The 21849-nt window shown below is 71.4% G+C and carries 22 protein-coding genes; 14 read left to right on the top strand and 8 right to left on the bottom strand.

Translation table 11 applies throughout. The features are described 5' to 3' along the window. Positions 1-45 precede the first annotated feature (45 nt). A complete protein-coding gene (locus tag D7D94_RS03075; RefSeq protein WP_216648682.1) occupies positions 46-861 on the bottom strand; it encodes a LysM peptidoglycan-binding domain-containing protein in 816 nt (271 codons plus the stop codon). A gap of 108 nt (positions 862-969) precedes the next feature. On the opposite strand from D7D94_RS03075, the gene D7D94_RS03070 reads away from it, so the two are divergent. From D7D94_RS03070 to D7D94_RS03055, 4 genes are all read left to right on the top strand, one after another. Then, entirely contained in the window at positions 970-1659 is a 690-nt protein-coding gene (locus D7D94_RS03070; protein ID WP_156241161.1) for a hypothetical protein, read from the top strand. A 136-nt stretch (positions 1660-1795) separates the two neighbouring features. Then, positions 1796-2128 carry a DUF6176 family protein gene (locus D7D94_RS03065; protein WP_156241160.1) on the top strand — a complete coding sequence of 111 codons (333 nt, stop codon included), beginning with the start codon at positions 1796-1798 and terminating at the stop codon, positions 2126-2128. Between the two features lie 170 nt (positions 2129-2298). Beyond that, a complete protein-coding gene (locus tag D7D94_RS03060; RefSeq protein ID WP_216648681.1) occupies positions 2299-2796 on the top strand; it encodes a GNAT family N-acetyltransferase in 498 nt (165 codons plus the stop codon). 66 nt (positions 2797-2862) lie between these two features. Further along, positions 2863-3378: a 2'-5' RNA ligase family protein gene (locus D7D94_RS03055; protein WP_156241159.1), complete on the top strand. Its 516-nt coding sequence runs from the start codon at positions 2863-2865 to the stop codon at positions 3376-3378. A 12-nt stretch (positions 3379-3390) separates the two neighbouring features. Here D7D94_RS03055 and D7D94_RS03050 read toward each other — a convergent pair whose 3' ends face one another. Further along, on the bottom strand, positions 3391-3879 hold the full coding sequence (locus tag D7D94_RS03050; protein WP_246171857.1) for a tetratricopeptide repeat protein: 489 nt from the start codon (positions 3877-3879) through the stop codon (positions 3391-3393). An 85-nt stretch (positions 3880-3964) separates the two neighbouring features. Next, positions 3965-4255 (bottom strand): hypothetical protein, encoded by a 291-nt coding sequence (locus D7D94_RS03045; protein WP_156241158.1) that lies wholly within the window; start codon positions 4253-4255, stop codon positions 3965-3967. 127 nt (positions 4256-4382) lie between these two features. Here D7D94_RS03045 and D7D94_RS03040 point away from each other — a divergent pair, with 127 nt between their 5' ends. Beyond that, the gene (locus D7D94_RS03040) at positions 4383-4799 is read left to right on the top strand and encodes a VOC family protein (protein WP_156241157.1); all 417 of its coding nucleotides are present in this window, start codon (positions 4383-4385) and stop codon (positions 4797-4799) included. A gap of 27 nt (positions 4800-4826) precedes the next feature. Here the strand turns inward: D7D94_RS03040 and D7D94_RS03035 are convergent, their stop codons facing one another. Both D7D94_RS03035 and D7D94_RS03030 read right to left on the bottom strand, forming a co-directional pair. Then, positions 4827-7151 carry a ComEC/Rec2 family competence protein gene (locus D7D94_RS03035; protein ID WP_246171856.1) on the bottom strand — a complete coding sequence of 775 codons (2325 nt, stop codon included), beginning with the start codon at positions 7149-7151 and terminating at the stop codon, positions 4827-4829. A 5-nt stretch (positions 7152-7156) separates the two neighbouring features. Then, positions 7157-7774: a ComEA family DNA-binding protein gene (locus tag D7D94_RS03030; RefSeq protein WP_156241156.1), complete on the bottom strand. Its 618-nt coding sequence runs from the start codon at positions 7772-7774 to the stop codon at positions 7157-7159. 176 nt (positions 7775-7950) lie between these two features. On the opposite strand from D7D94_RS03030, the gene D7D94_RS03025 reads away from it, so the two are divergent. Next, on the top strand, positions 7951-8262 hold the full coding sequence (locus D7D94_RS03025) for a putative quinol monooxygenase (protein ID WP_156241155.1): 312 nt from the start codon (positions 7951-7953) through the stop codon (positions 8260-8262). 163 nt (positions 8263-8425) lie between these two features. Here the strand turns inward: D7D94_RS03025 and leuS are convergent, their stop codons facing one another. Then, a complete protein-coding gene (gene leuS, locus D7D94_RS03020; RefSeq protein ID WP_156241154.1) occupies positions 8426-10993 on the bottom strand; it encodes a leucine--tRNA ligase in 2568 nt (855 codons plus the stop codon). Positions 10994-11104: 111 nt separating this feature from the next. Between leuS and D7D94_RS03015 the strand changes: the two genes are divergently transcribed. From D7D94_RS03015 to D7D94_RS02995, 5 genes are all read left to right on the top strand, one after another. Then, on the top strand, positions 11105-11779 hold the full coding sequence (locus D7D94_RS03015) for a DedA family protein (RefSeq protein ID WP_156243290.1): 675 nt from the start codon (positions 11105-11107) through the stop codon (positions 11777-11779). A gap of 5 nt (positions 11780-11784) precedes the next feature. Then, a complete protein-coding gene (locus tag D7D94_RS03010; RefSeq protein ID WP_156241153.1) occupies positions 11785-12816 on the top strand; it encodes an App1 family protein phosphatidate phosphatase in 1032 nt (343 codons plus the stop codon). Positions 12817-12825: 9 nt separating this feature from the next. Continuing rightward, positions 12826-13536 carry an SOS response-associated peptidase gene (locus tag D7D94_RS03005; RefSeq protein WP_156241152.1) on the top strand — a complete coding sequence of 237 codons (711 nt, stop codon included), beginning with the start codon at positions 12826-12828 and terminating at the stop codon, positions 13534-13536. Between the two features lie 81 nt (positions 13537-13617). Then, a complete protein-coding gene (locus D7D94_RS03000) occupies positions 13618-14898 on the top strand; it encodes a M18 family aminopeptidase (protein WP_156241151.1) in 1281 nt (426 codons plus the stop codon). 1 nt (position 14899) lies between these two features. Then, a complete protein-coding gene (locus tag D7D94_RS02995) occupies positions 14900-15775 on the top strand; it encodes a 3-methyladenine DNA glycosylase (protein ID WP_156241150.1) in 876 nt (291 codons plus the stop codon). 53 nt (positions 15776-15828) lie between these two features. On the opposite strand, the gene D7D94_RS02990 is transcribed toward D7D94_RS02995, so the two are convergent. Next, positions 15829-17772: an HNH endonuclease signature motif containing protein gene (locus D7D94_RS02990; protein ID WP_156241149.1), complete on the bottom strand. Its 1944-nt coding sequence runs from the start codon at positions 17770-17772 to the stop codon at positions 15829-15831. Between the two features lie 350 nt (positions 17773-18122). Further along, positions 18123-19427, bottom strand: a complete 1305-nt coding sequence (locus tag D7D94_RS02985; protein WP_246171855.1) for a glycoside hydrolase family 3 N-terminal domain-containing protein — start codon at positions 19425-19427, stop codon at positions 18123-18125. A gap of 106 nt (positions 19428-19533) precedes the next feature. Here D7D94_RS02985 and D7D94_RS02980 point away from each other — a divergent pair, with 106 nt between their 5' ends. Genes D7D94_RS02980 through D7D94_RS02970 form a run of 3 tightly spaced genes read left to right on the top strand, consistent with a single transcriptional unit; the run spans position 19534 to position 21847 of the window. Beyond that, positions 19534-20328, top strand: coding sequence for an NUDIX hydrolase (locus D7D94_RS02980; RefSeq protein WP_156241148.1), 795 nt, complete (start codon positions 19534-19536; stop codon positions 20326-20328). A 34-nt stretch (positions 20329-20362) separates the two neighbouring features. Beyond that, positions 20363-21196, top strand: a complete 834-nt coding sequence (locus tag D7D94_RS02975; RefSeq protein ID WP_156241147.1) for a hypothetical protein — start codon at positions 20363-20365, stop codon at positions 21194-21196. 51 nt (positions 21197-21247) lie between these two features. Beyond that, the gene (locus D7D94_RS02970) at positions 21248-21847 is read left to right on the top strand and encodes a DnaJ family domain-containing protein (protein WP_156241146.1); all 600 of its coding nucleotides are present in this window, start codon (positions 21248-21250) and stop codon (positions 21845-21847) included. The last annotated feature ends 2 nt before the right edge of the window (positions 21848-21849 follow it).

The raw sequence follows: 21849 nt of genomic DNA, 5'->3' as shown, positions 1-21849 counted from the left end.
CCTCAACCAGGGCGAAGGCCTGCGCCCGGAGGAAGCGCGCGTCGCTCACTGGGGTCGACGGGACTCGCTGTCGCCGCGGTTCTCAGGATCGAGGTTGAGCACCTGGCGTGCGTAGGCCATCCGCTCATCTCCGGGGATGCGGATGGGATTCATCCACTCCAGGTCGTCCTCTGACACTCCGAAGCGTGCCGCGATCGATGCCCACGTGTCGCCGCCCGCGGTCGTGTACAGCAGCCGGGCGTCGACCATCTCCGTCGTCCCTCGTGCGCCGGACGCCGGCCCTGCATCCTCGACCTGAGCCCACGGACGGACGACCGGAGCGGTCCAGTGCAGATCGGCTTTCGCGAGGATCGGCTGCCAGCAGCCGTCATGAGCTTCCTCCTGCTCCGGTGAGAGACCCGTCGCGACGTAGAGCGCCGAGGTGAAGAAGGACGGGTCGTCGTAGAACGTCGACAGCTGCACGTCGTACGTCTCCTTCGTGTCGTCAACGCCGCCGAAACCCAACTGCCAGATGTTGGCTGCCCCGCACTCGTCGAGCGTGAAAGGACTGTCGGATAGCGCCGGCGTGATCTCCTCGTACCCCTCGAATGCGGGCAGGGGCAGGTGCAGCCAGTACGCCCCATCCTTCACGTCGACGGAGACCTCGCCGAGCCTGGACCCGGTGTCGTCCACGAGGACGCCGGTGGCGACGGTGCCGTCGGGGGGAACGGCGGGCGTCGGTTCCGGCGTCGGCGAAGGAGACGCGACGACGCGCTCCTGCGTCTTCGCATCGGGGCCCATCTGAGCGGATGGCGCGAAGCAGCCGGTCAGCGACGGGACGATCATCGCGGCGAGCGCGACCACGCCATCCGCCGGTGGCACACAGAGCCCTGCACGGTGGAATCGTAGTCAGGCCGCCGAGCGGCGTCCGATCCCGGCCCTGGTCCGCCCCGCTCATCGGAGCAGCAGCACACTCGCTCGGCGGCCGACGTGATCGCAGAAGCCCGCGCGCTCGTGCAAGACGACGCACCGGAACCGGATTCGTTCCCGTGGGAGGCACCTGCGGACGCCGCCCGCCTTCGAGGTATCGCCGACGACGCCGACTCCCTGCGTGGTCTCCCCCACACCGTGCTGCTGTCCGACGAGCTCGATCGCGTCCACGAGTTCTCACCGGCGCGCTCGTCGCCCTCGGAGTCCGAGCATCACTACGGTGCACGTATGCGCCACGACCGCCTGATGGCTGTTCCCGTTGTTCTCGGACTGTCCCTGCTCGTCGGGTGCGCATCCGTGGACGCAGCGGATCCGGCTGTCCCCGAATGGATGGCGGAGCAGGCTTCGATGCCACTGCCCGACGGCGCTGGGGCCGGCTTCAGTGCGATGGTCAGCGTCGACGAGAGCAAGGAGTCGGGGGAAGGCGACAGCGTGTCATTCAACGAGCCCGTGACGCTCGACCGGGTCGAATTCGACTGCTTCGGCGATGCCACGATGACGGGAATGATCACCCTGGATCTCGCGAGCGGCGGGAGCACGAGCGCATCCCAATCGCTCGCGTGCGACCAGGGCACGCAGGTCCTTGCGCTGCCATCGCCACGGGGCACAGAGGTCGTCGCCGTGAGGTTCGAGGCGTATGACAGCAGCGTGGAGAGCGCATGGCAGGTGGTCATATTCGGCCAGCAGTGACGCGGCACCGCGCCTCGGCTCTGCTGCCTCGCGGAAATCACGGAGGAATGTCCGCCTCGCGGGGGATCCATCGCGCCGGGGCCGGTAACTAGCCTCGAAGCATCGCAACCGCCTCAGCGCCGCTAGCCTTGCGCGCATGATCTCCCTGACCATCCGCCGGATCGAACCGGACCAACGCGAACGACTGGAGAGCTGGCTTCAGGAGGTCGACGGCCCGCGCAGGGCGGAAGCTCTGGCGACGCTGGCCGACGAGGGCGTCATGCACGAAAAGGCCGTCATCCTCGACACGTCCGACGGGCCGATCCTCGTCTACGCGATGGAGAGCGCGGATCTCGAGCGCGCGCGTGCCGTCGCACAGCGATCCGAGCACGGGATCGACGCCGAGCATCGCGAGGTCATGGAAGCCGCCGTCGCCGGCCGGCCGGACATCGCGGTCGTCCTCGATCTCCGGCCGGACGACGCGGCCTAACAGAGCTGACATCGCCGCGATCGGGTGATCAGCACACGCGGGCCGTCGATCGTCGCCGCACTCGAGCGCGCCGACGACTTCGGCACGGCGGCCCGTGACCCGTGGCTCCCGGTGGAGGGCACCTGAGGCGGATTCAGGAGGAAACTGCGTCGTTCGGGTATCGTCCGTCTGTGCTTCCCGCCGACACACCCCATTTGCGCTTCCGTCCGATGCGCCGCGATGACCTCGACGATATGGCTGAGCTCCTTGGAGACCCGGAAGTGATGGCGTTCTACCCATCGCCGAAGAACAGGGAACAGGCCCAAGCGTGGATCGCGTGGAACCAGGATAACTACGAGCGTCACGGGTACGGACTGTGGGTCGTCGAGACGCATGACGGTCAGTTCGTCGGCGACTGCGGCCTGACCTGGCAGGACGTGAATGGCGAGCCGCGGTTAGAGGTCGGCTATCACATTCGCGTCCCCCGGCAAGGTCACGGCCTGGCCACGGAAGCCGCCGGCGCCTGCCGCGACTTCGCTCGTCGGAACACGACGGCGGATCGGCTCGTCGCGATCATCCATCCCGAGAACCTGGCATCGCGCCGGGTTGCGGAGAAGATCGGCATGCGCCGCCTCGAGGACGACCACGGCGGACCGCTGGTGCGCACGGTGATGGGAATGGAACTGTAGCCGCCCTGCTGCACGTCTGATGCGGCAACGCGTCGGTGCTTCGACGGGCCCTTCTATCATCGAGCCATGTCTCGGACAGCGTTGATCGTGAAGGCGCCGACCTCGCATGATCTCGTCGGACTTCGACAGCGGTTCGCAGCGGACGCCCGCACCGGGGTACCCCCGCACATCACCGTTCTCTTTCCGTTCGTGCCGGCCTCGCAGCTAGACGAAGCCGCGACGACGGCTTTGCGCCGCGCGGTCTGCTCCGTCCGGCGGTTCGACTTCGCGCTCACCGACACGGGCTGGTTCGGAGGCGAGATCCTGTGGCTCGCTCCTGGCGACGCGTCGCCTTTCGTGCGACTCACCGCCGCCGTCCATCGTGCCTTCCCCGCCTATCCTCCTTACGGCGGTCTACACGACGGGTCCGAACCACACGCGACCGTCGGCGACACCGCCACTCACGCAGAGCTGATCGGCGCCGAGCGGGAGGTGCGCGCCGTCCTTCCGCTTCACGGACGCGCCGATGCCGTGACGCTCCTCGTCGAGGGCGCGAACGGAGTCTGGCGGGAGTCGGCCGAGATTCCCCTCGGCCACGAGTAACGCCCCCTGCGACTACTCCGCTCGGACGGTGACCAGCTCATCGGCGTACGCAGCGACCGCACGCGAGTACAGCGGCAGTGTCGGGGCGAGGGCACGCAGCGCGACGCGGAGTGCCTCGTCGGTGCGGCCGGCGTCGTGGAGCGCGAGCGCGAGGAACGCCTGCGATGCGGAGCCCGTGACCGCATGGGGTGCATGCTCCTCGAGCAGGTCGATCGCCGCCGCGGGGTCGCCGACATTGCGCAGCGAGCTCGCGAGCTGGATGATCGCCTGCGGACGCCGCTCCCCCGACAGCCCCGCAGCGAGAGCCTCGCGATACAGCGGAATCGCCTCCGCCTCCCGCCCGAGGAAGTCGTGCGCCGACGCCCATTCGTACAGCGCGTCCGGGTCGCCGTCCCCGCGCTCGCGGATCAGCACGGCCATCGCGGCGAGCGTCTCCGCTGGCCGCGCACCGTCCGCCGACTCCCAGAAGGCGTCGATCCGCTCATCCCAAGATTCGCTCACCTGCCCATCCTGACAGGAACCGTTCGCGTCCGGTCACGAGGAAGGCGGGGCCGGGACCCGCCCGACCCCGCCCTCGCTTACGCGGTCAGCAGAGCACGACCCGGTCGAGACGACCGAGCGGGTCGTCCCAGATGGCAGCCCCGCCAGCGCCGATGGTCCAGCAGGCCAGGTCGGGACCCCAAGCCATGACGACCTTGATCCGCTTCGCCTTCGCACAGTTGTTCGCCACCTTGACGTCACCGTTGCTGAGCGTGTGTGCGATCACGCAAGACGGCGCCAGAGTAGCCGCTGATGCCGGCGCCACCGCCCCGAACATGCTCATCGCGATCGCCGCACCCATTCCGAGCACCGCACTCGTCCGCTTCTTGATCTTCATCGATTCACTCACTCCCCCGCCCCCCTTGAGCGATGGCGATCAATATATGGGCCTGGAGACGCCAGCGCCACCATCGGGCATCCTTGACGCATGCCACGACCGCCGTGGCGACCGGCGAAGGAGCCCCATGACCGCGCAGACCCTGTACCTCTGGTTTCCCGGCACCGCCGCCGAGGCGCTCACGTTCTATCGAGACGTCTTCGGCGGCGAGCTCGCCCTGCATACGTACGCCGAGTTCGACCGCACGGATGGCCCCGCCGACGCGATCGCGCACGGGGCGCTGTCCGGTTCCGTGAGTCTGTACGGCACCGACGCTGTCGCAGGCGAGGAGACGCTGCGGATGAGCGGGGTGAGCATCGCGCTGCTCGGCACCGCGGACGGCGCAACCCTCACCCGCTGGTTCCACGCTCTGTCCGACGGCGGCATCGTGATCGATCCGCTGCAGCGGCGCAGCTGGGGCGCGCACGATGGACGCGTCGTCGACCGGCACGGCGTGAGCTGGCTCATCGGCTACGAGGAGGAGGCGACCGATCAGACCAGCTGAGCGGATGGCGGTGGCCGCGTCGGCCGCTCATCCTGCGGCTTTCTGGGGTGGCGGACGCTCCCGCCACACCCAGGGCGCGCCATCCGCCGACCGGCCGACCAGCACGAGGCCGTCCTGATCCGTGCGCGTGATCGTCGTCCCGAGCGACCTCAGCTCGGCGAGGATGCCGTCGGCGGGATGACCGTAGTCGTTGTCGGCGCCCACGCCGATCAGGGCGAGGGCGGGGCGCGCCATGCGATAGAGCTCGGGGTCCTGATCGGCGCTGCCATGGTGCGCGACCTTGACGACGTCGAACCGCGCCGCGAGGGCGCCCGATCCGCGCAATGCCGCCTGGGACGATGCGCCGAGGTCGCCGAGCAGCAGCGTGCGCGGGATGGTCCCTCCCGCGATCTCGAGGACGACGCTCGCATCGTTCCCCTCCGGAAAGGCGCGACTGTCGCGCTTCGGCCACAGCACGCGCCAACGCGCGGCGCCGAGGCTCCCAGACATCCCCACGGATGCGTCGATGAAATGAGTATCACCGGCGCGCTCAAGCCATCCCCTGCCATCCGCGCCGACCGGTCCATGCAGCACCGCTTCGGCGCGGTCGGCGACCGCGTCCACTCCGCCGACGTGATCCAGATCGAAGTGCGTGAGCACGAGAAGGTCGAGACGCGCGATTCCGAGTCGCGTCAGGCAGTCGTCGAGAAGCGCCGGATCCGGCCCCGTGTCGACGAGCATCGTCGCGCCTTCGGAGCGCAGCAGCACCGCGTCGCCCTGTCCGATGTCGCACATCGCGATGCTCCAGTCGCGCGGGGCAGTCAGCGGTCCGGCGACGCCGGCGAGCGCGCTCGTCCCCGCGCTGACGCCGGCCACCACCGCCAGCACGACGAGTGACGCTCGCCGCACGCCCGCCCGCACTCGGCCGGGGCGCAGAAGCACAGCGACGAGAGCGGCGCCGGCCAAGGCGAGCGCGAGACACCCGAGGAGACCGCCCCACCAGGGCACGGTCGCGACCGGAAGGCGCGCGAACAGCAGCGCGGTCTGCCCGATCCACGCCGACGGGACCCATGCGAGACCGGCAAGTCCCTCGGCCAGGAGGGGGACACTCTGCAGAACGCATGCGAGCATCCCGAGCACGGTGGCCGAAGGTGCCGCGGGCGCGGCGATCATGTTCGCCACCACCCCGTAGGCCGACACCTGCGGGCTCAGGAGCACGAGGATCGGCCCGCACACGATCTGCGCGGCCAGCGGCACCGAGATGCCGAGTGCGACGACCCGCGGCATCCAGCGCTCGAGCCCCTCGGCGAGCGGACCCGCGAGCAGGAGCAGCGCCGCCGTCGCGAGCGCGGACAGCGCGAAGCCGTACGTCGTTGCGAGCCACGGGTCGAGCGTCAGCAAGACCACGACCGCACCTCCGAGCGCGGCCGCACCCGCGCCCGTGCGCCCGAGCAGCACGCCGAGCATCGCGATCGCGGCCATCGTCGCCGCGCGGATGACGCTCGGCTCCGGCGTGACGAGCAGCACGAAGCCGCCCAGCGTCGCCAGCGCCATCATCACTCGCATCGCGCGTGGCATGCGCATCGCGGCCGCCGCCGCGAACGCGATCCCGACGACGAGTGCGCAGTTGGCTCCGCTGACCGCGGTCAGGTGCGACAGCGACGACGTCTTCATGGCGGCATCGAGCTCCTCGAACACGCCGCGGTCGTCGCCGACGGCGAGCCCGGGAAGCAGGCCCGCGCCCGGCTCGGGAAGCCCGGCTACGACGTCGTGCACGAAGCCGTCGCGCAGCCCGCTCATCAGACCCAGCACGTGCGGCGGCCCGCGCACCACCTCGCCGCGCCCGGCGAAGAGGACCAGCACGGACCGCTGCCCCGCGTCGCCCGGTTCGGCCGAACCGCGCACGGTCACCACCGACCCGAGGTCGAGAGCGGGGCCATCCCGCAGCTGGTCGGGCTCGATCGAGATCGTGAGGGGGACGCGCAGCGGGATCTCGTCGCGCCCGCCGCGCAGCTGCGCGGTGTCGCCGTCGAACCACAGCGCATCGCCCACCTGCCGCACCTTCGTCGTGAGCGTCACCGTCGCCTCGACGACGCGACCCGGCTGGGCAGCGAGCTCGCGGGCCGCCGCCCGATCCCCCTCAGCGACGGCCGCGTGCGTCGCGACGACCCCTGACACTGCCAGCGCCACCGCCAGCAGCGGCAACGCACCCGCGATGAGCCGACCCCGCCGCACCGCGAGCAGCACCACCAGCGCGACCGCGGCCATCCACAGTCCGACGACCATGCCGGGTGCGGCTGCCGGCAGGAGCACGCACACCAGCGCCACCGCCCAGACCCCAGCGGCGATCGGCAGCAGTCGCAGGTCGCGCACGCGCGTCACAGCGTCACCAACGGCCGGAGCGTCTCGAGCATCTTGTCGCCGATTCCCGGCACCGCGAGCAGATCCTCGACCGCCATGAACGGGCCGTTCTCCTCACGCCACGCCATGATGCGCTGCGCGAGAGCGGGGCCGATACGCGGCAGGGCTTCCAGCGCGGCCTGGTCCGCGCTGTTGAGACTCACGAGAGCTTCCCCGCCGGATGGCCCTGACCCCGTTCCCGAGGATGGTGCGGGTGGCGGCGGCTCCTCCCCCACGGCGGGCACTCCCAGTTGCTCTCCGTCGGCGAGCGGCCGGGCGAGGTTCACCGCCGCAGCGTCCGCGTCGTCGGCGAGCCCGCCGGCGGCGGAGATCGCATCGACGACGCGAGCGCCGGCCGCGAGCACGTAGAGCCCGGGCTCATTCACTGCGCCGTGCACGTGCACGAACAACTGCCCGGCCTCCGCCACGGGACTGCTCGTCGGCGCAGTGGTGACCGCGACCTCCTCCACCGGAGAGGACGCGCCGCGCCAGATGCCGATGCCGACCGTCAGGGCGAGAGCGGCGAGCACGAGCACGACCACCCCGCCGACGCCCAGGCGGGCGCGCGGCGATCGGAAGCCCGTCTCGGCGCTCATCCTCGTCACGCTAGGCGGCGGCGGACCCCCGTGAGGAAGGGAGAGCGGAAGGCTGCGCGCCACGCCGCACCGGGCGGCCTGTGCACACGGTGATGCCCGGGCGGCACCTGGACGAGCGCGCCCCACGAGTCCGGAGTCCCGCACCCGGGACGACACGGCCGTCTAGCATCGATGGGGTGAGCGCTGTTCGTCTGACCGGCCGATTGGTCTGCAAGAACGAGGTCGAGTCGAGGCTGGTCGCCGAGCACCTCCCCCGACACGTCGCGCTGACCCGCACCGAGCCGGGGTGCCTCGCCTTCGCCGTCACGCCGTCCTCTGACCCTCTGGTCTGGGATGTCGATGAGCAGTTCGCAGACGAACCCGCTTTCAGGATGCATCAGGAACGCGTCGCGAGCAGCGAGTGGGGACGTGCGACCGCGGGTATCGAGCGCCGCTACTCGGTCCTGGGGCTGACCGATCGCCGCACCGTCTCTCGAGACGACGCCTGAGGTGGTGCACCGCGTTGCACTGCTCGTGGTGGGCGGCGTCTGGTGGACGCTCACCGATTCGCCGTGACCGGGCCCGACCGCAAGGGAGTCCGGTCGCGACGCCCGGAGCCCGCGCGCGAAGGCCGGCCTCCCTACCGGGAAGCCGGCCTTCGCGCGCGCTGCCTTACTTCGTCGAGAAGCTGACGACCTTCGGCGGCCGCACGATCGCGCGCGTGATCTCGCGCTCGCCGAGCGCCCGCAGCACCCGGTCGTCGTTGCGTGCGAGGTGCTCGAGCGACGGACCGTCGATCTTCGCCGGCACCTCGAGCGTGGCGCGCACCTTGCCGTCGATCTGCACGACCGCGGTGACCTTCTCCTCGACGAGGAGCGTCGGGTCGGCGTTCCGCCACGTGACGAGTCCGACCGACGGCTCGTAGCCGAGCACCTCCCACATCTCCTCCGCCGTGTGGGGGGCGAAGAGGTCGAGCACCATGGCGGTGACCTCGGCGGCCTCGCGGACGGCGGGGTCGCCGGCGCCCGCTCCGCTGTCGATCGTCTTGCGGATGGCGTTGACCAGCTCCATGAGGCGCGCCACGACGACGTTGAACTTGGTCTGCTCGACCAGGCTCGGCGCCTCCGCGAGGAGGCGGTGCGTCACGCGGCGCAGCGCGGCGTCGCCGTCGGCCCACACCACGTCGCGCGAACTCGTCACGTCCTGCGCGACGCGCATGGCGCGGGCGAGGAACTTCTGCGCGCCGGTGGTCGAGACGTCCTTCCAGTCCTTGTCGTCCTCCACCGGGCCCGCGAAGGCGAGGGCGACGCGCAGCGCGTCGGCACCGTGCGCGGAGAGCTCGTCGCTGAAGAGCACGAGGTTGCCCTTCGACTTCGACATCTTCGCGCCGTCGAGGATGACCATGCCCTGGTTGATGAGGCTGGAGAACGGCTCGGTGAAGTCCACGCGACCCAGATCGAAGAGGACCTTCGTGATGAAGCGCGCGTACAGCAGGTGCAGGATCGCGTGCTCGACGCCGCCGATGTAGGCGTCGACCGGCGCCCAGCGCGAGGCGTCGGCGGAGCCGAACGGCGCGCCGTCCATGCCCGGCGACAGGAACCGCAGGAAGTACCACGAGCTGTCGACGAACGTGTCCATCGTGTCGGGATCGCGCAGCGCGGGCGCGCCGGTGGCCGGAACGGTCGTCGTGACCCACTCGGTCGCGGCGCCCAGCGGCGATTTGCCCTTCGGCTTGAGATCGAGACCTTCCGCGACGGGCAGGCGCACGGGCAGCTGGTCCTCGGGAACGGGCACGACCCGGCCATCCTCGGTGTGAAGCATCGGGATGGGCGTGCCCCAGTACCGCTGACGCGAGATCAGCCAGTCGCGCAGACGGTACTGCTTGGCGGCGCGGCCGGTGCCGGCGGCCGCCAGCTGCTCGACCACACGGGCGATCGCGTTGCGCTTGGAGAGCCCGTTGAGGGCGCCCGAGTTGATGAGGCGGCCTTCGCCGGTGAGGGCGACGCCGGTCTCGCGCGGGTCCTCCGAGGGCATGGGGTCGATCGGCACGCCGTCCTCGTCCAGCTCGATCACCGGGATGGCCCCGGTGACGGGAGCGGACGTGTCGACGACCACGCGCACGGGCAGGTCGAAGCGGATGGCGAAGTCGAGGTCGCGCTGATCATGCGCGGGCACGGCCATGACGGCGCCGTGTCCGTAGTCGGCCAGGACATAGTCGGCGGCCCAGATCGGCAGGCGCTCGCCGTTCACGGGGTTGATCGCGAAGCGGTCGAGGAAGACGCCGGTCTTCGGGCGGTCGGAGTTCTGGCGCTCGATGTCGGTCTGCTTGCGCACGTCGTCCAGATAGGCCTGGAAAGCCATCCGCACCTCCGGCGAGGAGCCGGCGACGAGCTCGGCGGCGAGGTCGCTGTCGGGAGCGACCACCATGAACGTCGCGCCGTGCAGCGTGTCGGGGCGCGTGGAGAAGACGGTGACCTTCTCGTCGCGGCCCTCGATCTCGAAGTCGATGTCGGCGCCGACCGAGCGGCCGATCCAGTTGCGCTGCATCTGCAGCACCTTGTGCGGCCAGAAGCCCTCGAGCTGGTTCAGGTCGTCGAGCAGGCGGTCGGCGTACTCCGTGATCTTGAAGTACCACTGCGTGAGCTTCTTCTTCTCGACCTCGGCACCGCAGCGCTCGCAGTGCCCGTCGACCACCTGCTCGTTGGCGAGCACGGTCTGGTCGTTCGGGCACCAGTTGACGGGGCTCTCCTTGCGGTACGCCAGACCCCGCTCGTGCAGCTGCAGGAACAGCCACTGATTCCAGCGGTAGTAGTCCTCGTCGCTCGTGTGGAGCACGCGGCTCCAGTCGAACGAGACGCCGTAGCGCTTGAGGCTCTCGCGCTGCTGCGCGATGTTCGCGTAGGTCCACTCGCGCGGGTCGGCCTTGCGCTTGATGGCGGCGTTCTCGGCGGGCAGGCCGAACGAGTCCCAGCCGATCGGGTGCAGCACGTTGTACCCGCGGTGCCGCCAGAAGCGCGCGACGATGTCGCTGTAGAGGTAGTTCTCCGCGTGCCCCATGTGCAGATCGCCCGAGGGGTACGGGAACATCGCGAGCACGTACTTGCGCGGGCGAGTGTCGCCCTCTTCCCCGGCGAGGAACGTGCCGTGCTCGCTCCAGTAGGCCTGCCACTTCGCCTGGATGGCGTGGACGTCGTTCTCGGGGTGCTCTGCGGGGTTCTGCGACACGGGGTTCTGCGACACGGTGCGATGAGGCCAATCGGAATCGAAAGGCGCCGCCCGGGGAGCCGGACAGCGGAAGATCGGGGAGACTCAAGGTTAGCGCGAGCGCTCGTCTCGTATGCTCGGCACGTGATCAACGAGATCCTCCTGTGGATCCTGGACCTCGTCGCGGCGGTGGATCCGGTCCTGCGCACCGTGCTGGCGGGTCTCGCGGTCATGCTCGAGACCAGCGTCCTCGTCGGGCTGGTCGTGCCGGGTGACACTATCGTGATCGTCGCCGCCGCCGGCGTCGAGTCCGTGTGGCAGGGCCTCGCCCTCGGCTGCGCGGTCGTCGTCGGCGCGCTCATCGGCGAGAGCATCGGCTTCGCGCTCGGCCGCTGGCTCGGCCCGCGCATCCGCCATTCCTGGCTCGGTCGCCGGATCGGCGAGCGCAACTGGGAGCGGTCGGAGCGCTACCTGGAGCGCCGCGGCGGCATCGCCATCTTCCTCTCCCGCTTCCTGCCCGTGCTGCACTCCCTGGTGCCGCTCACGGTCGGCATGACCGGGTTCGCGTACCGCCGCTTCATCGCGTGGACCCTCCCGGCCTGCGTGCTGTGGGCGGGAATCTACGTGAGCATCTCGGCCAGCGCCGCGCGGGGGTTCCGGGAGATCGCCGACCAGGCGCACTACGCCGGCTACCTCTTCGTCGGGGCCATCCTGCTGTTCGCCGTCCTCGTCGTGGCGGCCAAGAAGGTCATCGCGCGCATCGAGCACCGCCATCTGCACGGCGACGAGAGCCCCGCGAACGATCGGGCCATGGAAGACTGAGGGCGATGTCCTCCCTGACACCCGCCCCGAGCAAGATCCACTGGGTCGCGCGACTCGAGCGCCGCTTCCACGCATGGCGCGAACGCGTCGCGCGCCGCAAGGGGCGAGTGCCCACCGCTGTCCCCTTCTCGGGCTACGGCGGAAAGGGCTGGATCCGCGTCCTCGGCCGCGTGCTCATCGTGCCCGCGCCGCGCAATACGCCCGAGGGCGAGGCGGCGAGCGTCCGCGGCTGGCGCTCCTTCGCCGGCATCCCGATCGCGTTCGCGAAGGTGACCGTGACCGTCGGCGGCGCGACGCACGAGGTCGTCGCCGATCGCGGCGGCGTCATCGATGCGGTGGTTCCCGCCGATCTCGAACCGGGATGGCAGACCTTCCGGCTGTCGGTCGAGGGCGGCAGCGAGACGTCGGGTCGCGTGTTCGTCGTCGACCCCGACGTCCGGTTCGGGATCGTCTCCGACGTCGACGACACGGTCATGGTGACGGCGCTGCCGCGTCCGCTGCTGGCCGCGTGGAACTCGTTCGTCATCCACACCCACGCCCGCCAGCCGGTTCCGGGGATGGCCGTGCTGCTCGAGCGCATCGTGCGCGAGAACCCCGGCTCCCCCATGCTCTATCTGTCGACCGGGGCATGGAACATCGCTCCCACCCTCACTTCATTCCTCTCGCGGCATCTCTTCCCGCCCGGGTCCATGCTGCTCACGGACTGGGGCCCCACCCACGAGCGGTGGTTCCGCAGCGGCAGCGACCACAAGCGCATGAACCTCCTGCGCCTGGCCGAGGAGTTCCCCGACATCGCATGGCTGCTCATCGGCGACGACGGTCAGCACGACGACGAGATCTACACCGAGTTCACGCGCAAGCATCCGGACTCCGTCTCGGCTGTGGCCATCCGCCGTCTGTCGCCCGCGCAGGCCGTGCTCGCGGGCGGTCGCACCGTCGTCGATGACCACAGCGCCGCCGGTGTGCCGTGGGTGACCGCGGGCGACGGCGCGGGGCTCGCCGAGCGGCTCGAGGCCGTCGGGATTCTGAAGGCGTAGCCTGCCACCGTGTGCGGACGCTTCGTCGTGGCCCGGGTGGGCTCGGAACTGGTCGGTCAGCTGCGCGTGGATCTCGTCTCGGATGACCTCCCCGCGCCCTCGTTCAACGTCGCGCCCACCGCGCAGGCCGCGATCGTGCTGGACTCCGCGAAGACCGATCCGCCGACGCGGCGTCTCGAGTCCGCACGGTGGGGACTCGTTCCGTCGTGGGCGAAGGACCCGTCGATCGGCGTGCGCGCCTTCAACGCCCGCGCCGAGGAGCTCGAGGAGAAGCGGATGTTCGCGCCCGCGCTGCAGAAGCGCCGCGCGGTCGTCCCGGTGAGCGGCTACTACGAGTGGCAGGTCACCGAGGAGGGCAAGGTGCCGCTCTTCATCCACCCGTCCGAGGAGGAGGCGCTCCTGCTCGCCGGACTGTACGAGTGGTGGACGGACCCGGCGAAGGCGGCCGACGACCCGACGCGCTGGATGCTGAGCTTCACCATCCTCACGCGCGAGGCGATCGGCCAGCTCGGGTCGGTGCACCAGCGGATGCCGGTGTTTCTCGACGCCGACCACGCCGACGCGTGGCTCGACACCGACGTGGACTACCCGCTCGACATCCTCGACGCCGCGCTCGACGACGCGCCGCGCGTGGCCGAGCAGCTCACCTATCACCGTGTCGCGGCGGCGGTTGGGAACGTGCGCAACGACTCCCCGGAGCTCATCGAGCCGGTGGAGTAGCCGGCGGGCGAGCTGCGGGGCGACCGTCGCTGTGAGCGCTGGGCGGACCGTCGCTCAGCGAGCGCTGGATACCCTGGAGGGATGACCGTCCCCACTGCCGCACGCGCCCACATCGACGACCTCGCCGCGTTCGTGAGCGCGTCGCCGTCGTCGTACCACGCCGCCGGGGAGGCAGCACGGCGTCTGACGGCCGATGGGTTCGCCCGGTTGAACGAGGCCGATGCGTGGGACATCGCTCCCGGCGGCCGGTACGTGGTCGTGCGCGACGGCTCGGTCATCGCCTTCGTCGTGCCGGATGGCGCGACCGCGACGACGCCCTTCGCCATCGTGGGCGCGCACACCGACTCCCCCGGCTTCAAGCTCAAGCCGAAGCCCACGACCATCGGCCCCGGCGGATGGTGGCAGCTGGGTGTCGAGATCTATGGCGGCCCGCTGCTGAACTCGTGGCTCGACCGCGAGCTCGAGCTCGCCGGGCGCGTGGTGACGGCGGATGGCGCGGAGCACCTTGTGCGGACCGGGCCGCTGCTGCGCCTCCCGCAGCTCGCCGTGCACCTCGACCGCTCGGTGAACGACGGCCTCGCCCTCGACAAGCAGCGCCACACGCAGCCGGTCTGGGGCTTCGGCGACCGCGAGAGCGCCGACATCCTCGCCGTCGTCGCGAACCTCGCCGGCACGACCGCTGACGCGATCGACGGCTACGACCTCGTCGTCGCCGACACGCAGACCCCGCGTGTGTTCGGCGCGGACGAGGCGCTCTTCGCCTCGGGCCGTCTCGACAACCTGCTGTCCACGCATGCCGCGCTCACGGCCATCCGCGATGCCCGGCCGGCCGACGCGATCGCGATGTTCGCGGCGTTCGACCACGAGGAGATCGGCAGTGCGTCACGGTCGGGCGCGGCGGGGCCGTTCCACGAGGAGGTGCTCGTCCGCATCTCGACCTCGCTGGGCGCGGGCCCCGAGGAGCGCGCGCGAGCGTACGCGGCCTCGCTGCATATCTCGAGCGACGTCGGTCACGCCGTCCACCCGAACTACGCCGAGCGTCACGACCCGGCGAACCAGCCGATGGTCGGCGGCGGCCCCATCCTCAAGATCAACGCGAACCAGCGCTACGCGACCGACGCCCACGGCGCCGCCGCCTGGAACGCCGCCTGCCGCGCGGCCGACGTCCCGTCGCAGGAGTTCGTGTCGAACAACGCGATCCCGTGCGGATCGACGATCGGGCCGATCTCGGCGACGCGACTCGGCATCCGCACCGTCGATGTCGGCGTGCCGATCCTCTCGATGCACTCGGCGCGCGAGCTCACGGCGGTCGTCGACCCCTGGTACCTCTCCCGCGCGATGAGCGCCATCCTCGCCCGCTGACATGCCCGCGCTCGCGATCACCACGTCCCTTGCCCGCGCCGAGTGGCGCGCGCGCGAGGAGGCGCACGTCGCCCGCGCGGACGCGCTGACGGCCGCGCACCGGGCGCGCGCCGCGCGTGGTGAGAAGCACCCGGTGTGGGACTTCCTCTTCACGTACTACTCATACAAGCCGTCGGTGCTGCGACGCTGGCATCCGGGCCCCGGCGTCGAGCTCGAGGAGGCGGCGGGCGGCGAGCGGACTGGATGGCGCTGGTACGTGACGGGAACCGCCCCCGGGTCGCTCGTGGTCGACCGCGACGGGTTCGAGGCCGCGAAGCCGCAGCTGCTGTCGCTCATCGACGCGATCCTGCGACGCACCGCGTCGCGACCGGGGCAGTTCGGGTGCTTCGGCCTGCACGAGTGGGCGATGGTCTACCGACAGGGCGACCACCGCCATCCACAGCCTCTGCGCCTCGGACAGAGCGGGACGGACGCCGTCGTCGAGTCGCACGAGCTGCGGTGCACGCACTTCGACGCGTTCCGGTTCTTCACGCCCGACGCCGTGCCGCGGAACCGCGAGCTGCTGAGCCGCGAAGGGCAGCCGGAGCGCGAGCAGCCCGGGTGCCTGCACGCGGGGATGGACGTCTACAAGTGGGCGGTGAAACTCGGGCCGCTCGTTCCCGGCGAGCTGCTGCTCGATGCATTCGAGCTCGCGCGGGACATCCGCCGGCTCGACATGGAGGCATCGCCATACGACCTCGCGGACTGGGGCTTCGCACCCGTCGCGATCGAGACGCCCGAGGGCAAGGCCGAGTACGTGCGTCGCCAGCGCGACCTCGCGCTTCGCGGCAACGCACTGCGCGAGGAGATCCTCGGGGCGTGGCAGGGCAGAGACTGACCGCTGCTGAACGCTGTACCGGCACTCCGCCTTCACGGTAGCTGCAGGGCTGCTCATTGCTGCCTGCCGCGGATCTTCGCGTGGAGTCGGGTGGTGGAGGTGGGTGCGGGCCGGTAGCGGTGGTGTCGGTCGATCCAGTTCGGGGCGGCGATGTAGGGGGTGCCGTTTCGCATCTGGATGTCCCATCCGGAGTGCTCGAGGTGATGGTGATGCCACCAGCACAGCAGGACCCCGTTGTCGGTGTGGGTGGCGCCGCCGAGGGCGTGGTCTTGGACGTGGTGGATCTCGCACCAGGCGGCGGGGATGGTGCATCCGGGGATGATGCACCCGCCGTCTCGGGCGACGATCGCCTTCCGCTGCGTGGCGGTGAAGGTCCGCTGCAGGCTGGTCAGGGACAGGATCCTCCCGGTGGCGCTGAACACGGCTCGGAGAATGTCCCCGCTGCACCCGATCCGCCGAGCGACCGACACTGGCACGGCCCGGGAGGTGCCGTCGAGGTGCGCGATCCCCGACCGGCGTCGCCGCGAGGGTGACCAGGGTGGTGGCGCAGCTGGCGAAGGCGAGGTCGGTGGTGGCCCGGAGTTCGGAGGATGGTCGTTCCCCGACCCTGGAGAGTCGTCCCACCCTGGAGAGTCGTCCCACCCCGGTGAGCCGTCCCATGCGGACTCGTCGGTCGGGTCGGTGTCGGGGTGGGTGGTGGCGAGGTCGGTGTCGGTGACGTGGATCATCACGGTCGGGGCGGCGCCGCCGAGGGTCGGGGTCTCTGCGGCGCGGGAGGCCGCCTGCAGCATCGCCATGAGCGCGTCGTGGCGCTTCTGCGTGGCGGTGCGGGGGTCGTGGACGATCTCCGCCGCCTGCCACGGTTTCGTGCCCTGATCCTCCGGATCCACCCCGTCCAGGAACCCGCCCTCGGCGTCCGCGTCGGCGTCCGTCGTCCCGCTGGCTCCGTCAGCGGCACCGTTTTCCGTTCCGTCGGCGCTACCAGCGTCTGCGCCCCATGTGGAAGCGGACCCCTCATCTGCCGCGCTGTCCGCGCTGTCAGGGCTGTCGGGGCCGGTGAAGGCGGCGCCGCGGGCGGGATTGGTGTGCGCGGCGAGGAGGATCTGGAGGAGGGCTCCGGCTTCGGGAACGAGGATCCCGTTCACCCGGAAGTTCCCGTTCGGGAGCTCCGTGACCGTCAGACCCCGTGCCCGGAACGCCTTGTCGTGCTCATGATCCGGATCGAACCCGTCCGCCGTGAGCACATCCACCCACGCATCCGCATGCGCCTTCACCACACTCCACGGCGGCGGCACCACCCCACCCGCTTCCTCGTCCGCCTCAGCACCACCGGCTTCCGCATCGACGTCGACGTCGGCTTCGGCTTCGGCCGCGTCAGCATCGGCTTCGGGAGTGGCCGTGGCGGGGTCGAGGAGGGTGGCGAGATCGTCGGGGACGATGGCGTCGTCGAGGTCCGAGGCGATGGCACCGGTGGCGATGCCGACCAGGTGCGCCTCCATCGCGTCGACCTTGTGCCGCTCCTCGGCCGGCAGCGCCTTCGACGCGGCATCGAACGCCTTCACCAGCAGCGCCGCCGGCTCCGCCCCGATCCGCCCACCCGCGAGAGCCGCCGCCAGGAGCGGACGCTCCGGCGGGAGCGGGAGGCCGGTCGCGGACTCCCGCTCCCGGGTCCGCTCGTCTAGCCGCGCCCGCCCCGACAGCGTCAGCCCCGGCACCCCGGTCACCCGCTCCAGCACCTCCCTGCCGGTCCGGCACCCCAGCGCCTCCGACAGCGGATGCTCCAACCCCCGCCGGGAGCGGCGCGTGACCTCCCCCGCCGCCCGCACCCGGAGTGCGTCGACGATCCGGCCGAGCTGCTCCACCCGCCCCGTCACCGCCACCAGGTCCACATCCGGAAGATCCTCCACCCCCGCGAAGAGACCATCCAGCAGCGCGACCGCCGCCTCCACCGGGACGGTGGGAGCGGTCCGCGCGACCAGGTTGGCGTCTTTGACCATGCCTCCACGATAGAAGCGGCTACCGACATTTCAAGCGGGAACAGTCGAACATTCAGCTGTTGTGGAAAACCCGTAGGAGACACGCCGCCGCAGTCAACCTGTGCACGCGTCACGCCCGCCACGCCGCGTCGAGCTGCCTTCTTCGGCGCTTGACCGGCCTCCGTGAGTCTGCTGCGCGAGTGCGCGCAGGCTTACGGCGTTAAGCTACGAGCTTAACCGAGAGAGCCGACCCCAACCACTCGCCGTACGCGCCCGAGAGCACCGCCCGAGCACCGCGCGAGCGCCGACCATCCGACGCCCGGCCACACGCCCGAGCCACACGCCCGGGCCACACGCCACAAAAGCGCCGGTCAGCCCTGGGGCGCGGCGCACTCCCCCTCGCACGGCAGCAGCGAGCGTCCTGCGCCGCCGGCCTGCAGGCGCAGTGCCACGACGCGCGTCGCGGCCTCCGTGAGTCGCTCCTCCGACAGCGTCCCGGACTGCACCGCCGCGGCGATGCCCGCCGCCATGTCGGGAGCGGTCTGCGGCGTCGAGCGCGCGACGGTGAGCACGAGGTCCGCACCGGCGGAGAGCGCCGTGATCGCATTCTGCACCGGGTCCTGGTACTCCAGGCGCCCGCTCTGCACGAGCATGCCGAGGTCGTCGGTGACGGCGACGCCCTCGAAGCCGAGCTCGTCGCGCAGGATCCGGTACCACTCCGGCGAGAGCGACGCCGGCGCCGGGTTCACGGCGGTGTACGCGAGGTGCCCCATCATGACCAGCGGCGCCTGCGCGGAGATCCCGGCCAGGAACGGGCGGGCGTCACGCGAGTTCCATCGCGACAGCGTCGCGTCGGTCGCCGGGATGGTGAAGTGCGAGTCCTCGCGGACGGGTCCGTGCCCGGGGAAGTGCTTGAGCGCCGACAGCACGTACGGCGACTCGCCGCTCACCGCCGCCGCGACGCGCGACGTCGCAGCGCTCGGTGTCTCGCCGAGCACTCGCTGCCAGATGAACGAGCTGGTGTCGGCGGTGGTGTCGGCGACGATGCCGAAGTTGACGCTGATGCCCGCGCGCGCGACGAGCGCTCCGCGCCTGGCGAAGGCGGCCTCGGTCGCGCCCGGCGACTGGTCGCGCAGCTCCCTGGCGGACGGCGCCCGATCCCAGTAGAGACGTGACACCGCGCCGCCCTCCTGGTCGACGGCGATGAGCGGCGGCAGCGCGGGGTCGACGGCCATGGCGTCGGTGAGCGACCGCGTCTGCTCCTCCCAGCCGACGTTCGCCCCCATGAGGAGGAACCCGCCGAGGTTGCTGCCGGCGAGGTATGACCGCACCGTCTCCGCGTCACGCGACGGGATGTGCCCCATCACGACGGTCCCCGCGCGCTGCTCGGGGCTCATCTCGGCGACGATCTGCGCCGCCCGGGCCGCGTACGCATCGGCCGACGCGGCTTCCACGCGCACCGTCGGCTCCGCGGGCGGGGTGGCGGATGGCGAGGGCTCGGCGGGCGCGGATGGCGTCGGCTCGGGGGTGGCCGCCTCCGAAGGCTGGGCCGACGGGGATGGCGACGACTGCGCGGACGCGACGGCGGGGGTGCCGCCGAGGAGGAGGGCGGTCACGACCGCGGCACCCGCCGCTCGGGTGAGAGCCCGGGTGCGTCCGCTCGATCTCGTCCTCATAGCGCAATGCTAAGCCGGGGGCCCGCGCACGACACGGTGACGCGCAGCCCGCCTGCGGCTTCCCAGGTCACGCGGAGCAAGCGCGCCGGCGGCTACGCTCGGGACCATGCCGTCCGAGCCGCTGCCGCCCGCCACCGCTCGCGCGCAGCTCGAGGCCCTCGCCGCGGACCGCGACTTCGCCGGCCCCTGGGCGACGGAGCGCGCGCGCATGATGCCCGCCGCCGGCCGCCCGGCCGCCGTCCTCGTCCTGTTCGGGGTGCTCGACGACCTGCCCGCCGCCGACGCACCCACCTCGTCTGTCGCGGACGCACCTGTGCGCGCCGCCGAGACGCCCGCCCCGCACGACGCCGCGCCGCGCGAGCCCGACGCGCGCCCCATCGTCTCGCGCGACCTCGACGTGCTGCTGCTGGCGCGCGCGACGACCCTGCGGTCTCACCCGGGACAGGTCGCCTTCCCCGGCGGGCGCGTCGACGCGCATGATGCCGATGTCACGGCCGCGGCGCTCCGCGAAGCGCACGAGGAGACCGGGCTCGACCTCGCCGGAGTCGACGTGCTCGGCGAACTCGCGTCCATCCCCGTGCCCGCCTCCGGCCATCTCGTGACGCCCGTCCTCGCCTGGTGGCGCCGGCCATCCGCCGTGCGCGTGGTGGACGTCGCCGAATCGTCGGCGGTGTTCCGCGCGCCAGTCGCCGACCTGCTGTCGCCCGCGTCCCGCTTCACGTCGGTCACGCACCATCGCGGCAGCACCTGGCGCGGGCCGGCGTTCGTCGTGCCCGACCCGCGGACGGGCGAGGAGCGCGTGGTGTGGGGCTTCACCGCCGGCGTGCTCGACGCGATGTTCGACCGGCTCGGATGGACGCTCCCGTGGGATGCGAGCCGTACGCTCGACGTGCCCGCCTGACGCCGACCGGCGGCGGATCGGAGAGGATGGTCGGGTGACCCTCGGACTCCTCCTCGACGTCGACGGCCCGCTCGCGAGCACCGTCACCCGCACGCTGCGCGTGGCCACGATCGCGCCCGACCTCGTGGCGCTCGCCCACGCCGGCGCGCCCGTCGTGTTCAACACCGGCCGCTCCACGGCGTTCCTCGTCGAGCGGGTGATCCCCGAGCTCGCCGCCGCCGGCCTCCGCCCTGATGCTCCGGTGTGGGGCGTGGGCGAGAAGGGCGCGACCTGGTTCTCGCTCGAGCCCGATGCGCCCGAGGTGCGAGTGGGCGAGATCCACGCCGACATCGAGCTGCGGCCGCCGCAGGCGCTGGTGGACGCCATCCGCGAGCTCGCAGAACCGCACGCCGACCTCATGTTCTGGGACGACACCAAGCGCACGATGATCTCCATCGAGCAGAACGTCGACGTCGCGAGCGATGCGTACCTCGCGGCGCAGCCCGCGCTCGTCCGCGCCTGCCAGCAGGTCATCGACGACCAGGGGCTGGCTGATCGGTTCCACATCATCCCGACGATCATCTCCATCGACATCGAGCACGTCGACGCCGGCAAGGCGCTCGGCGCCGAGCGGGCGCTCTCCCTCGTCGAGCAGCGGATGGCCGCGCCCCGCCGCTGGTTCACGGCGGGAGACTCCCCCAGCGACTACGACATGGCGCGGTGGCTGCACGCCCGCGGCGACGCCGTCACCCATCTCGACGTGCGTCCGGACGGGGAGGCGATGACGGAGCCGTTCGAGGTGCTCCGGGAGACCCCAGGGCAGGATCGCGCCGAGGACGACATCACCGCGGAGCACCTCGACCGACTGCGTGCCGAGCTCTCCGGCTGACGACCCGCACTCCGCGCGCGCGTCGTAGCCTGGAGGCGCGGAGGTGACGCCATGGCAGCACGCGACGAGGAGCACGTCGACCCGCGCTTGAGCGCGGTCCAGTACCGCATCGACCGCATGCGCGAGGAGCTCGGCGAGGCGGACGACGCCCCGACGGGTTCGGCGGGTGCTCCCGGGCTGACCGATCGCCCGGCGTACGTGGAGATGGTCATCCAGCAGGCGATGCGCCGCGGCGAGTTCGACGACCTCCCCGGTGCCGGGCGCCCCATCCAGGGCCTCGGCGAATCGCACGATCCCGACTGGTGGATCCGCCGCAAGATCGAGCGCGAGGGGCTGACCGGGCTCGGCCCGCCCGCGCTGCAGCTGCGCTCGGAGCACGCGGACCTCGCGCAGACGCTCGACGCGATGTCGCGCGAGCAGGACGTGCGCGAGCACCTCGACGACTTCAACCGCCGGGTGAAGCTCGCGCGCATGCAGCTCCTCGGCGGCCCGCCCGTGGTGACACCGCTCGTCGACATCGACGCCGAGGTGGCCGGATGGGCTGCCCGACGCGAGGAGCGTCGGCAGGCGGCGCGCGCGGCCGCGGCGCCCGAGCAGAGCCCGCGGCGCCGGCGGCTGCGGCGTCGTCGTCGCGAGGCGGACGGCCGGTAGCA

Source organism: Microbacterium oryzae (assembly GCF_009735645.1).
In the GTDB taxonomy this organism is placed as follows: domain Bacteria; phylum Actinomycetota; class Actinomycetes; order Actinomycetales; family Microbacteriaceae; genus Microbacterium; species Microbacterium oryzae.
The sequence above is the reverse complement of the archived record's forward strand: the minus strand, read 5'-3'. Positions and strand labels throughout refer to the sequence as shown.